Source organism: Longispora urticae (assembly GCF_053902585.1).
On record NZ_JAQZSH010000035.1, the window covers coordinates 428,603 to 440,972 of the forward strand.

Annotated in this window: 15 protein-coding genes; 8 read left to right on the forward strand and 7 right to left on the reverse strand. The window is 72.0% G+C overall.

The window, feature by feature from the left end:
- The first annotated feature begins 18 nt into the window (after positions 1–18).
- From PT931_RS24640 to PT931_RS24650, 3 genes are all read left to right on the forward strand, one after another.
- Positions 19–1,272, forward strand: coding sequence for an MDR family MFS transporter (locus PT931_RS24640; RefSeq protein WP_456248050.1), 1,254 nt, complete (start codon positions 19–21; stop codon positions 1,270–1,272).
- Positions 1,269–2,483: an MFS transporter gene (locus PT931_RS24645; protein ID WP_456248051.1), complete on the forward strand. Its 1,215-nt coding sequence runs from the start codon at positions 1,269–1,271 to the stop codon at positions 2,481–2,483. Before PT931_RS24640 ends, PT931_RS24645 begins: the two co-directional genes overlap by 4 nt.
- A 488-nt stretch (positions 2,484–2,971) precedes the next feature.
- Positions 2,972–4,153, forward strand: coding sequence for an MFS transporter (locus tag PT931_RS24650; RefSeq protein ID WP_456248052.1), 1,182 nt, complete (start codon positions 2,972–2,974; stop codon positions 4,151–4,153).
- Positions 4,154–4,465: 312 nt separating this feature from the next.
- On the opposite strand, the gene PT931_RS24655 is transcribed toward PT931_RS24650, so the two are convergent.
- Complete coding sequence (locus PT931_RS24655) at positions 4,466–4,966, reverse strand: type III secretion system chaperone family protein (RefSeq protein WP_363729761.1); 501 nt, start codon at positions 4,964–4,966, stop codon at positions 4,466–4,468.
- Positions 4,963–6,237, reverse strand: a complete 1,275-nt coding sequence (gene mshA / locus PT931_RS24660) for a D-inositol-3-phosphate glycosyltransferase (RefSeq protein ID WP_456248053.1) — start codon at positions 6,235–6,237, stop codon at positions 4,963–4,965. The genes PT931_RS24655 and mshA overlap by 4 nt, the downstream gene beginning before the upstream one ends.
- A 144-nt stretch (positions 6,238–6,381) precedes the next feature.
- Here mshA and PT931_RS24665 point away from each other — a divergent pair, with 144 nt between their 5' ends.
- From PT931_RS24665 to PT931_RS24675, 3 genes are all read left to right on the forward strand, one after another.
- Positions 6,382–7,116, forward strand: coding sequence for an SDR family oxidoreductase (locus PT931_RS24665; protein ID WP_456248054.1), 735 nt, complete (start codon positions 6,382–6,384; stop codon positions 7,114–7,116).
- 55 nt (positions 7,117–7,171) lie between these two features.
- The gene (locus tag PT931_RS24670) at positions 7,172–7,924 is read left to right on the forward strand and encodes a class I SAM-dependent methyltransferase (RefSeq protein WP_456248055.1); all 753 of its coding nucleotides are present in this window, start codon (positions 7,172–7,174) and stop codon (positions 7,922–7,924) included.
- A 140-nt stretch (positions 7,925–8,064) separates the two neighbouring features.
- Positions 8,065–8,187 carry a hypothetical protein gene (locus PT931_RS24675; RefSeq protein ID WP_456248056.1) on the forward strand — a complete coding sequence of 41 codons (123 nt, stop codon included), beginning with the start codon at positions 8,065–8,067 and terminating at the stop codon, positions 8,185–8,187.
- A gap of 13 nt (positions 8,188–8,200) precedes the next feature.
- Here the strand turns inward: PT931_RS24675 and PT931_RS24680 are convergent, their stop codons facing one another.
- Entirely contained in the window at positions 8,201–8,815 is a 615-nt protein-coding gene (locus PT931_RS24680; RefSeq protein WP_456248057.1) for an SRPBCC family protein, read from the reverse strand.
- 257 nt (positions 8,816–9,072) lie between these two features.
- On the opposite strand from PT931_RS24680, the gene PT931_RS24685 reads away from it, so the two are divergent.
- Both PT931_RS24685 and PT931_RS24690 read left to right on the forward strand, forming a co-directional pair.
- Positions 9,073–9,399 carry a hypothetical protein gene (locus PT931_RS24685; protein ID WP_456248058.1) on the forward strand — a complete coding sequence of 109 codons (327 nt, stop codon included), beginning with the start codon at positions 9,073–9,075 and terminating at the stop codon, positions 9,397–9,399.
- Positions 9,378–9,578, forward strand: coding sequence for a hypothetical protein (locus PT931_RS24690; protein WP_456248059.1), 201 nt, complete (start codon positions 9,378–9,380; stop codon positions 9,576–9,578). The genes PT931_RS24685 and PT931_RS24690 overlap by 22 nt, the downstream gene beginning before the upstream one ends.
- A gap of 173 nt (positions 9,579–9,751) precedes the next feature.
- Here the strand turns inward: PT931_RS24690 and PT931_RS24695 are convergent, their stop codons facing one another.
- The 4 genes from PT931_RS24695 to PT931_RS24710 form a co-directional block, all read right to left on the reverse strand.
- Positions 9,752–10,744, reverse strand: a complete 993-nt coding sequence (locus tag PT931_RS24695; RefSeq protein ID WP_456248060.1) for a UDP-N-acetylmuramate dehydrogenase — start codon at positions 10,742–10,744, stop codon at positions 9,752–9,754.
- 103 nt (positions 10,745–10,847) lie between these two features.
- Positions 10,848–11,357 carry an O-acetyl-ADP-ribose deacetylase gene (locus tag PT931_RS24700; protein ID WP_456248061.1) on the reverse strand — a complete coding sequence of 170 codons (510 nt, stop codon included), beginning with the start codon at positions 11,355–11,357 and terminating at the stop codon, positions 10,848–10,850.
- A 9-nt stretch (positions 11,358–11,366) separates the two neighbouring features.
- Complete coding sequence (locus PT931_RS24705) at positions 11,367–11,738, reverse strand: hypothetical protein (RefSeq protein ID WP_456248062.1); 372 nt, start codon at positions 11,736–11,738, stop codon at positions 11,367–11,369.
- Between the two features lie 163 nt (positions 11,739–11,901).
- On the reverse strand, positions 11,902–12,264 hold the full coding sequence (locus PT931_RS24710; protein ID WP_456248063.1) for a nuclear transport factor 2 family protein: 363 nt from the start codon (positions 12,262–12,264) through the stop codon (positions 11,902–11,904).
- Between the last annotated feature and the right edge of the window lie 106 nt (positions 12,265–12,370).

Below are 12,370 nucleotides of genomic sequence, written 5' to 3' on the forward strand. Positions count from 1 at the left end.
TTACCCTGGAGGTCGCCCGTGCGCGGATGGTGGCAGCAGACGGCTGGCGGTCTACCCCGAACATTCTGGTACCTGTGGACCGGAACGTTGATCAACCGGGCGGGCGCCTTCGTCGGCTTCCTGCTCACGTTCTACCTGCACGACACCCTCAAGCTCGACGCGCAGTTCATCGGCCTCGTGATCGGCCTGATCGGCGCGGGCGGCGCGGCCGGCGTGCTGATCGGCGGCCAGCTCGCCGACCGCTGGGGCCGCCGCAGCACCCTCCTGACGGCCAACGTGGCCACCTCGGCCCTGATCCTGGCGCTCGGCTTCGTCGACGACCGCTGGTCGATCCTCGTCGTCGGCACCCTGATGGGCGTCGCGCAGAACATGTCCCGTCCGGCGTTCTCCGCCATGATGGTCGACATCGTGCCCGACAAGGACCGGGTGCGCGCCTTCAGCCTCAACTACTGGGTACTCAACGCCGGCTTTTCCATCTCCGCCCTGCTCGGCGGCCTGCTGGCCGACTTCAACCCGGTCATGATCTTCGCGGTGAACGCCGCCACCAACCTGGCCACCGCGTTCGTCGTCTTCTTCCGGGTGCCCGAGACCCGGCCCGACCTGCCGACGGTCCCCCCGGCTGCGAACGCCGACGCCACGCAGGTCGGGGTCAACCCGTTCCGGGACCGGGCGTTCCTCGGCATGATGGCGCTGACGTTCCTCACCTCGATGGTGTTCATGCAGCACCTGTCCTCGCTGCCGCTGATCATGCAGGGCGAGGGCCTGACCAGCATCGACTTCGGCCTGGTCATCGCACTCAACGGCATCCTGATCGTCGCCGGCCAGCTGTTCATCCCGCTCCTGGTCCGGGGCCGCGACCCGTCCTGGGTGCTCGGGCTCGGCTCGCTCGTGATGGGCGTCGGGTTCGGCCTGACCGCGTTCGCGCACGGCGGCCTCGGGGTGTACGCGCTCACCGTCATCATCTGGACCCTCGGCGAGATGATCCAGTCCCCGTCGAACTCCGAACTGATCGCCCGGCTGTCCCCCTCCGCCGCGCGGGGCCGGTACCAGGGCGGGTTCTCGCTGTCCTTCTCCGCGGCGGCGTTCGCAGCCCCGCTGGTGGGTGGGTTCGTCATCCAGCACCTCGGGGGCGCGTGGCTGTGGTGGGGCTGCCTCGTGGTCGGGGTGGTCGGGGCCGTGGCCAACGTGCTGCTCGCGAAGTCGCGGAACCAGCGGGTCGCCGAGCTGCACGCACTGGAGAACGGGGTCGTCGCGGCCAAGGTGGCGGCGTGAGCGTGTGGAAGGGCCTACCCCGCACCTTCTGGTACCTGTGGACCGCGACCCTGATCAACCGGACCGGCAACGTCGCCAACATCTACCTCGGCGTGTACCTGATCTCCGTCCGGCACTACGACGTGTCCTACGCGGGCCTGGTCATCGGACTCGGCGGCGCGGGCAACGCGCTCGGCACCCTGATCGGCGGGATCGTCGCGGACAGGTGGGGCCGCCGGCCCGCCATGCTCGGCGCGACCGTGCCCGCCGCGGTCACCATGGTCGCTCTCGGCCTCACCCAGAACCAGTGGGTCATCCCCGCGCTGTCCCTGCTGCTCGGCACCCTGCTGGGCATCGCGCGGCCCGCGTACGGGGCGACGATCGTGGACGTGGTGGGCGACAAGGACCGGGCCCGCGCGCTGACCCTCAACTACTGGGCGATCAACATCGGGTTCTCCGCCGCGATGCTGCTCGCCGGGCTGCTCGCGCACACGAAGCCGATCCTGCTGTTCACGACGAACGCCGCCGTACTGCTCCTCGTCGGGTTGCTGATCGCGGTCAAGGTGCCCGAGACCCGGCCGGTCGCGCCGGTCACCGAACGCCCGGCGGCCGTCGGGCTCGGCGCGGTGTTCCGGGACCGGACGTTCATGGTGTTCGTGCTGATCAACCTGTTGACCTGGACCATGATCGAGGCGTGCGAGATGCTGCCCGCCTCGCTGACGGAGGACGGGCTGGGCGCGACCTCCTACGGCCAGATCATCGTCGTCAACGGCCTGATGATCGTGGTCGGCCAGCTGTTCATGCCGAAGCTCGTGGCCCGGTTCCGCCGGGACCGGATGCTCGCGGTGTCCGCCCTCATGATCGGGGTCGGGTTCGGGCTGGTCGTGTTCGCCGACAGCCTGTGGGTGTACATGGTCACCGTCGGGGTGTGGACGTTCGGCGAGATGCTGATGGTGCCGGCGACCTCGGCGCTGGTCGCGGAGCTGTCCCCGCCGGACGCCCGGGGCCGGTACCAGGGCGTGGCCTCCTTCGGCTTCACCGGCGCGACGTTTCTCGGACCGGTCGGCGGCGGGCTCGTGGCCCAGCACCTCGGGACGACGACGTTGTGGCTGGTGGTGGCCGGGCTGGGCGTGGCGGTCGCCGTCGCGAATCTGGTGGTGGGGCCGGCGCGGGCCCGGCGGGTGGCGATCATGCGCGCGACGAGCCGCGAACGGGACTTGGTCGCGGCGTAGTCACCGTGGACCCCGGGGCCGCTCCGGGACGACGTCGAGGCCCGGTCACGGGGCCCGGCCTAGACGTTACGGAGCGGCCCGGTCGTGGGGCCCGACTCAGGCGCTGCGGAGCAGCCCGGACACGAGGCCCGGCCCGGGCGTGCGGAGCGGCCCGGTCATGGGACCCGAACCAGGCGCTACGAAACAGCCCAAATCGCGGAACTCGGCCTGGGCGTGCGGAGCGGCCCGGTCGCCGGCCCGGCCTGGGTGTTGCGGGGCAGCTCGGTCGCGGAGCCGGCGCAGGCGCTGCCCGGTCGCCAGGTCGAGTCCGGGCGGTCCCCCGGTCACGCTGTGGCCTGCGCGGGGGCCGGGCCCGGGCCGTCGGGGTCACCGACCGTGACGAGTGACGAGGGACACGTCCAGGTGTCGGGACGACCACTGTTGGCGGGGAGCCCCAGCTCGTAGCGTTGGTAATCGCTTACCGATCACATTCTTTCCTGAGGAGCGCCGTGCGCGGGCTGTCAGGCACCTACTGGGCGATCTGGACCGGGCTCCTGATCAACCGGCTCGGCGGCTTCGCCATCATCTTCCTGGCGATCTACCTCAAGGACATCCGCGGCATGAGTACGGCCGCGACCGGGCTCGTGATCGGCCTGCACGGCGCGGGTGGCGCGCTCGGCGTCCTCGCGGGCGGGGTGCTCGCCGACCGGTGGGGCCGGCGGAAGACCATGCTGCTGGCGTACTCCACGTCGGCGGTGCTCATGATGGCCGTCGGGCTGTCGAGTACCCCCGTCGCGATCGCCGTCACCGCCACCCTGCTCGGGATCACCACCCAGCTGGGCGGACCGGCGGCCGTCGCGGCGATCACCGACGTGGTCCCCGAGCCCAGGCGGCTCCAGGCGTTCAACCTGCTGTACTGGGCCTTCTTCGGCGGGGCCGCCGTCGCCGCCCTGCTGGTCGGGGTGCTCGCCGACGTCTCCTACCTGCTCCTCTTCGGGCTGGACGCGGCGGCCACGCTGATCGCGGTGCTGATCATCCTGTTCAAGGTGCCCGAGACGCTGGTCCGGCACCCGCACGTCACCGGCGGGAAGGGGCTCGGGCGCGCGCTGACCGACCGGCCGTATCTCGTGTTCGTCGGGCTGACGTTCCTGATGGCGATGATCTTCGCGCAGAGTACGACGATGCTGCCGCTCGCGATGAAGGGCGACGGCCTGAGCACGGGCCAGTACGGGCTGGTCATGGCGCTCAGCGCGGGCATGGTCGTCGCCGGGCAGCTGTTCGTGCCGAAGCTGATCGGCCGGGCGCGCAAGGCCCGGGTGCTCGCCCTGGCCCTGCTCCTGGTGGCGATCGGCTACGGGGCGACGGCGCTGGTCGGCTCCCTCGCCGGGTACGCCATCACGGTCGTGATCTGGACCGTCGGCCAGATGCTCGCGGCCCCGCCCAACGCGGCGATCATCGCGGAGTTGTCCCCGGAGCGGCTGCGCGGCCAGTACCAGGGAGTGTTCAATCTGTCCTTCGCCGCGTCGGCGTTCGCCGCGCCCGCGCTGGGTGGGCTGAGTCTGCAGACGCTCGGCGACTGGCACTGGGTGATCTGCCTGGGGCTGGGGCTCGCGACGGCGGCAGGGCACCTGGTCACGGGGCCGGCCCGGGAGCGCCGGGTGGCGGAGCAGCGGGAACTCGTCGACGCCTGAGGGGCCCGGAGCGAGCCGCCGCCCACAGCGGGGCACGGCTGGAGGCTCGAGGCCCTGCGGCGCTCGCGGGGAACGGAGAAGCGGGCGTAGGAAAGGAGCCCCCCGACTCGGATCCCACGCCCGCCAACCTTCGTCGCGGCGGCCGCCACCCCCCGGCAGCGCTCAGCGACAGCAGCCACGCGACACCGGACCCGTAGCCCCCCGACCACTGTCCTGGTGTCGCGCGACACCTTGCCCCCGTAACTAGGGGTAACCATAGGTGATCAACAAATTGATACGCAAGCGTTGCCAACTGTACGATCCCTCACACGGCTACTGTCTGCTATTAGACTCGTCCGTGTCGCCCACCAGGTGCTGGAACGCCGCCAGGTTCGCCAGCGACTCTCCACGGGAGACCCGCCAGGCCCACTCGCGCCGGATCGCCGAACTGAAGCCCAGCTCCAGCAGCGGGTCGAAGCTCTCGTCGGCGTAGGTGAGCACGGAGCCCAGCAGCCGGTCCAGGTCGTCCTCCGTGAGCCCCGACAGCGGCACCCGGCCGGTCAGGTACACGTCGCCGACCGCGTCGATCGCGAACGAGACGCCGAACATCGCGGCGTTGCGCCGGAGCAGGTACGCCCAGACGGCCTCGCGGTTCTCGTCGGGCTGGCGGATCACGAACGCCTCGACCTTCAGCGCGTGCTCGCCGACGGTCAGGTTGCAGACGGTCTTCAGCTTGTGGGTACCGGGCAGGGTCACCACGAACCTGTCCCCGGTCCGCTCGTACTCCAGTTCCCGGGCGCGCAGCGTCGTCTCGATCAACTCGGTGAGACTCACAGCCCGGCGACCTCCAGCAGGCGGGAACGGTGCACGGCGAGCGCGGCCCGGTAGCCGGCGAGCAGCCCGTCGGTGGTCCGCGCCCAGGAGAAGTCTTGCGCATGCGCGACGGCTCCGGCGGACAACTCGGCACGACGCGCCGGGGCGTACGCCAGCCGGGTGAGCGCGGTGGCCCAGTCGTGCGGGTCGTGGGTGTCGATCAGCAGGCCGCTGACCTCGTCCTTCACGGCCGTGGTGAGCCCGCCGACGGCCGCGGCGACGACCGGGGTGCCGCAGGCCTGCGCCTCGACGGCGACCAGGCCGAAGGACTCGTTGTAGCTGGGTACGGCGACGAGGTCGGCCGCGCGGTACAGGTCGGCGAGCGCCGAACCGCCCTGCGGCGGGATGAAGCGCACGACGTCGCCCAGCCCCAGGGAGCTGGTCAGGGCGGCGAGGTCCAGGCCGCTGCCGCTGTTGCCGCCGCAGATCAGGACCACCAGCTTCTTCGCCAGCTCCGGGTCGCGGGCCACCATCTCGGCGGCGGCCCGGACCAGCACGTCGGGCGCCTTGAGCGGCTGGATCCGGCCGACGAAGGCGAGCACGTACGCGTCGTCGTGCAGCCCGAACCGGCGGCGCGCCGTGGACCGGCTGCCGGGGCTGAACCGGTCGAGGTCCACGCCGGGCTCCACGACCTCGACCTGGGAGCAGTCGGCGTCGTACAGGTTGATCAGGTCCCGGGCCTCGGCCAGTGTGTTGGCGATCAAGAGGTCGGACTCGGCGACCACCTGCTCCTCACCGATCACACGCGCCTTCGGTTCGGGCTGGTCACCCTCCGCGAGCTGTGCGTTCTTCACCTTGGCCAGGGTGTGCGCGGTGTGCACGAGCGGCACGCCCCAGCGGTCCTTGGCGAGCCAGCCGGCCTGCCCGGAGAGCCAGTAGTGCGAGTGCACCAGGTCGTACCAGCCGGGGGTGCGGGCCGCCTCGGCGCGGAGCACGCCGTTGGTGAACGCGCACAGCTGCGCCGGCAGCTCCTCCTTGCTGAGGCCCTGGAACGGACCGGCGTGCACGTGCCGGACGGTCACGCCCGGGGCCATCTCGACGGTCGGCGGCAGGTCGCTGGACGTGGCGCGGGTGAAGATCTCCACCTCGACGCCCGCCTGGGCGAGCCGGCGCGACACCTCGACGATGTACACGTTCATGCCGCCGGCGTCACCCGTACCCGGCTGGTGCAGGGGTGACGTATGCACCGAAAGCGTGGCAATCCGGCGCGGCAGCTCAGAAGAGAATGGCACGCGAGTGTCAACTGTGTTCTCAACATGGCTCTTCCCCTCTGCGGCCCCGGGTGGCGTGACTCACAGCTGGAATCGGACATTGAACTCGGTCGCGGTCCGGAGCACCCGGTCAGGGGGCCGTCCGGCCTGCCTAAGATCGGACGCATGAGACCCACAGCCGTCGTCACCGGTGCTTCGAGCGGGATCGGGGCCGCCACCGCGCGCAGGCTCGCCGCCGAGGGCTTCCACGTCGTCCTCGCCGCGCGCCGCGCCGACCGGATCAAGGCCCTGGCCGACGAGCTGGGCGGCACCGCCGTGCCGTGCGACGTCACCTCCGACGCCGAGGTCGAGGCCCTCGCGGCCGCCGTCGGCGAGGTCGAGGTGCTGGTCAACAACGCCGGTGGCGCGTTCGGGGCGGACACCGTCGAGGCGGGCAAGATCAAGGACTGGTCCTGGATGTACGAGGTGAACGTCCTCGGCTCGCTCCGGGTCACCCAGGCCCTGCTGCCCGCGCTGGAGGCGTCCGGCCGGGGCTCGATCGTGATGATCTCGTCCACGGCGGCGCTGGCGGCCTACGAGGGCGGCGGGGGCTACGTCGCCGCCAAGCACGCCCAGACCGCGCTCACCGAGACCCTGCGGCTGGAGCTGTGCGGCCGGCCGGTCCGGGTGATCGAGATCGACCCCGGCATGGTGCGGACCGAGGAGTTCGCGCTCAACCGGCTCGGGGACCAGGAGAAGGCCGCCAAGGTGTACGCCGGGGTCGCCGAGCCGCTGGTCGCCGACGACGTGGCCGACGCGGTCGCGTGGACCGTGACCCGGCCGCACTACGTGAACATCGACCGGATCGTGCTCCGGCCGCTGGCCCAGGCGGCCAACCACAAGGTGCACCGGGTGCTGTGAGGCGGGTCGGAGGCACACCGGGCACGCGGCCGGCCCCGAGCACCGGGCCGGCCCGGTGAAGCCCGTCGGGGAGGTCACCCGGGGGACCACCAACCCCAACCGGTTGCGCAGGTTCGACCGGTGGATCGCCTGGCGGTACCCGGAGCTGCTCGGCCTCGTCGTCGACCTCGGCTACGGGGCCTCCCCGGTCACGACCGTCGAGATGCACCGTCGGCTGCGCCCGGCGCGCACCGTGGGCCTGGAGATAGATCCTTTCCGGGTACTGGCGGCCCAGCCCTTCGGCACCGACACGCTCTCCTTCCAGCGGGGCGGCTTCGAGCTCGCCGGGCTGCGGCCGACCCTGATCCGGGCGTGCAACGTCCTCCGCCAGTACGACGAGGGGGCGGTCGCCGACGCGTGGCGGCAGATGACCTCCACGCTCGCGCCCGGCGGGGTACTCGTCGAGGGCACGTGCGACGAGCTCGGCCGGGTGTGCGCGTGGCTCGCCGTCACCCCGGCCGGGCCCGTGTCGCTGACGTTCTCCGTGGGCCTCGCGGACCTGGAACGGCCGGCGGTGATCGCCGAACGGCTGCCCAAGGCGCTGATCCACCGCAACGTACCCGGCGAACGGGTCCACGAGCTGCTGGCCGCGCTCGACGCCGCGTGGCTGGCCGCCGCGCCGTACAAGGCGTTCGGGGCCCGGGACCGGTGGGTACGCGCCGTGACGGTGCTCCGGGACGCGGGCTGGCCGGTGCGCGACCGGCCCGGGCGCTGGCGGCTGGGCGAGCTGACCGTGGACTGGCCGGTCCCCGCACAACCCGGAGCCTGACGGGCGGTCCTGCTCACGGGGACCCGGCCGCCGCGGGTACTCGTACCCTCCAAAGTGGATTGTTGTTCCTTGTTTTTGCTGTGTGGCCCGGGAGTTGTAGCCTCGGCGTTTCGACCAGCGGTTCGGCGCGGGGAGGCAGGGTGCACGGAGTTGCCGGCGACGGCGAGCGTTCGCACCGGTGGTGGACGATCGGCGCGTCGATCCTGACCGCCCTGCTCGCGGCCGCGGGCGTCGCGATGTGGATCAGTATCGTCCGACCCTAGGCGGTACCACGGGTCACGGGGCGTAGGCCGCCGTCGTGCGGGCCGCTGCCGCCGCCGCGTCCAGCGCCGAGGCCCCGGACAGCGCGTGCGCGTTCCCCCAGGCCATGCCCGCGCGGGTCACGAACTCCCGGGCCTCCGGGGAGGACTGCCAGGCCACCGGGTCCGTGATCGGCTCGCCGCGCAGGTGCCGGCCCAGGCTCAGGACGGCCAGGTCCCAGCCCACGCCGACCGCGCCCGGCCCGAACTCCGCCCAGTGTTCGTCCACCGCCACGGCGTGTTCGAGGTCGAGCACCGTGCCGCCCGCCGAATCCTCCGACAGCCGCAGTTCGAGTTCGGTGGCGCTCTCGCCGAACACCCAGCTCACGGTCAGCAGGTGCGGCGGCTCGCAGCGCCGGATCCCACCGCCCGCGTTGCCCTCCAGCTGGTACGTCCCCCCGACCCGCAGGTCACCCGTGACCGGCAGGAACCAGGTCCGGAGCCGCTCCGGGTCCGTACAGGCGGCCCAGACCTCGGCGACCGGCTCGGGGAACGCGCGTTGCAGGAGGACGGTGCGGTCCTGGCCGGTCAACGTGGCGCGCCCGCCGACCATGCGGCGCACCGCGTCCACCTCACTGGCAATGTCGACCATGACCGTTCCCTTCCGTGTGGCAGGTCCCGCCCGGTGCGGCGGTCCGCCCTCGACCGTAGTCCCGGAACGGGCCGGGTGCCGGCCGCGCGCCGGATCCGGTCGGCGACACTCACTCACGCCGGGGCCGGCGATTACGCTGCGTTAGCTCCGCAGGCGGTGCGAGTCTGACTGGGCGTACGGTGCCCGCCGAAATCCCTCCACCGAGCGTGTAACAAAAACCACCCTGCGACACGAACTAACCGACGAGGAGGTCCACCATGCCCACGATCACCCGACTTGCCACAGTGGAGACCACTGTCCAGGCCGGCCGCGCCGCCGTCGTCAGTCTGCGACTCGACAACGACGGGTTCCACACGTACTGGCTGGTGCCCGGCGACACCTACCGGCTCCGGTTCGTGGGCTTCCACTGGCAGGTCACCGGGGGTTCGTGGTTCGTGACGGGGCACAGCTACCGGCTGACCCGCGCGGGGATGCCCCTGGTGTCCGTACCGACGGATCGGGGAGAGGTCGTTTTGCTGCCGTCGCACGAGTACCTGATACACCATGCCGGAGAGGGTGACTGGTGGCTGTCGCGGTGCGGGTGACCGTGCCGCCGCAGTGCAAGCATCCGAGCTGTTTCGACGGCCGGATGGAACGGAGCCGGTTCACCAGGGCCGAGGTGGAGGCGTTCTCCGCGCAGCAGCTCAGTCGGGTCGAGGTGTTCGAGTGTCCGACGTTTCCGGGGATGTTCCATACCCGGGCCAGGCGGGGGTGGCGGATCTGACCTGGGGGTTCGCGGGTGCGGGCCCGGGTGGCCCGGCACGGGCCCGGCTCGGGCGGCGTGGACCCGGGCGGGTCGGCGTGGACCCGCGTGGCTCGGCTCGGGCCCGGGTGGCCCGGCGTGGACCCGCGTGGCTCGGCTCGGGCCCGGGTGGCCCGGCGTGGACCCGGGACGGGTCAGACCAGGACCGGTTCGGGGTGCAGCGCCACGCCGAACCGGGCCGACACGCCCGCCGCGATCTCGTCGGCGAGCGCCAGGAGCTCCGCCGTCGTGCCCCCGCCCCGGTTCGTCAGGGCCAGGGTGTGCTTGGACGAGATGGCGACATTGCCCCGGGCGTAGCCCTTCGGGAAGCCCGACCGCTCGATCAGCCACGCCGCCGGCACCTTCACCAGGTCACCGTGCGGCCAGCGCGGCGCGTCCTCGGGCAGCCCCGCCGCGACCTCCGGCGTGACCAGCGGATTCGTGAAGAACGACCCCACGCTGTACGTGTCCGGGTCGGCCCCGTCGAGCAGCATCCCCTTGCCGGCGCGCAGCCGGAGCACCGTGTCGCGGGCCGTCGCCAGGGGCACCCGGTCCCCGATCTCGACGCCGAGGGCGCGGGCCAGTTCGGCGTACCGGACGGGGGCTGATCGCGGATCCTTGGCGAGCTGGAGCGTCACGCCTAGCAGGACGAACCGGTCATTATTCTTGAAGACACTGCTGCGGTACGCGAACCCGCAGTCCCCCGGCCCCCACGTCTCGGTGACGTCGCGCCGCCGGTCGTACAGCTCGACGCTGACCACGCGCTCGGCGATCTCCTGGCCGTAGGCCCCAACGTTCTGGATCGGGGTCGCGCCCGCCGAACCGGGGATGCCCGAGAGGGCCTCGATCCCGGAGTACCCCTCCGCGATGGCCTCGGCGACCACCTCATCCCACGGGTGACCCGCCTCGACGTGCACCTGATCCCCGTGGAACCGCAGGCCACGGGACCGCAGCAGCACCACCGTGCCGGCGAACCCGGCGTCGGAGACCACCACGTTGCTCCCGCCGGCCAGCACGAACAGCGGCCCCGGGGTCTTCACCGCCGCCACCGTCTCCGCCGCGTCGGCCACCTCGATCAGCCGCTCGGCCGGCCCGCCCAACCGCAGCGTCGTGTACTGGTCCAGCCGGTCCTCAGTCGTCTCGCGCACGACCCCAGCCTAGGCGGGGGGCTGTCGCGGTCCGTTGATGGCTCTTGATCGGATGATTCGGGGCACGGTCGCCGGGTGCGTCGCACGGGCCGGCGCTGCCCGGTCACTCCCTGAGGAGGCGCTCCGCCAGGGGCAGGCGGTCGGCCTCGAAGAGGACGAGGGTGGCTGTGCGCACGGAGGTTTCGGCGGTGCGGAGCGCCGCCAGGGCGACGCGGATCGCGTCCTCGGCGGGCCACCGGTAGATCCCCGCCGAGATCAGGGGGAACGCCACCGTCGCCGCGCCCAGCTCGTCGGCCACCCGCAGGGACTCCGTGTAGCAGGACCGGAGCTCGGCCGAGCGGTCGAGGGTGGGCGAGTACACCGGGCCGACGGTGTGGATCACCCAGCGGGCCGGGAGCCTGCCGGCCGTCGTGGCGACCGCCTGACCCGTCCTCAGCCCCTTGCCGTAGTGGCCGGCCCGGAGCGCCCGGCACTCGGCCAGGATCTCCGGGCCACCCTTGCGGTGGATCGCGCCGTCCACGCCGCCCCCGCCGAGGAGTGCGGAGTTGGCGGCGTTGACGATCGCGTCCACGTGCTGGGTGGTGATGTCGCCGGCCACGAGTTCGATGCGCATTCCGCTGATCTAACCCGCCCGGCGCAGCGCGAGCATCTGGAATCCCGCGAACCCCGCGACGGTCCCGGCCTGGAGCACGGCCCAGACCGCGCCGACCGTGCTCGCCTCCAGGGCGCCGGTGGCCAGCTCGACCACACTGACGACGGCCCACAGCACGTTCGCGACGATGATCGTGCCGACGAGCGGGCGGTTCGCGGTCGCCGGCATCGAGGCGAGCCACACGCCCGCCCCGAAGAGGATCAGGAAGATGCCGACCGGGATAAAGAGTTCCTTCGGGTACCCGAGGAGGTCGTGCAGGGGTCCGGCCAGCGCGAGGTAGGCCAGGCCGTTGCCTGCGGTGACCAGGGCGTCGAGGCGGAGGGCGATGCGCAGGAGCTTCATGGTGGGTCCAATCGGGGGTGTGGTGCGGAGGGGGCTGGTCGCCCGACCACGGGCGGTCGGGCCGGAGTCCCGGAGCCGTCGGGTAGGCCGACCCGGGCCGGAAACGTGTAACCGGGGTCGTCCGGCCCCGGGCGCGGGCGCGGATCCGGGTGCGGATCCGGGGTCAGGCGGTCGGGACCCTGTCGAGGAAGCCGTGCACCGTGCCGATCCGGCCGTCGACCAGGGTGACCACGTCGAACCCGACCACGATCGGCTCGGCGCCGACCGGCCCCAGTCCCCACTGGAACCGCGCCAGGTCGTGGTGCGCGTCCACCGTCCCGACCAGCGTGAACACCAGCCCCGGGAACTGGGCCTGCACCGCGCCGATCACCGCGTCGACCGCGTCGCGGCCCTGGACGGACACCAGCGGGTCGATGTAGACGGCGTCGGCGGTCCAGATCTCCTCGATCGCGGCGCGCCGGGCGGCCGGGTCGGTCTCGTTCCAGCTGGCGAGGTAGCGGCCGACCAGCTCGGTTGCGTCACTCATGGCTTTTCTCCTTGTTCGGGTGCTTCGTTCTGCTGAGGAGAACGCTACGGAGTTCCGCCGGCCCCGGAATCTGTCACGCATAGGTACTTCACCCGTGGCCCATAGG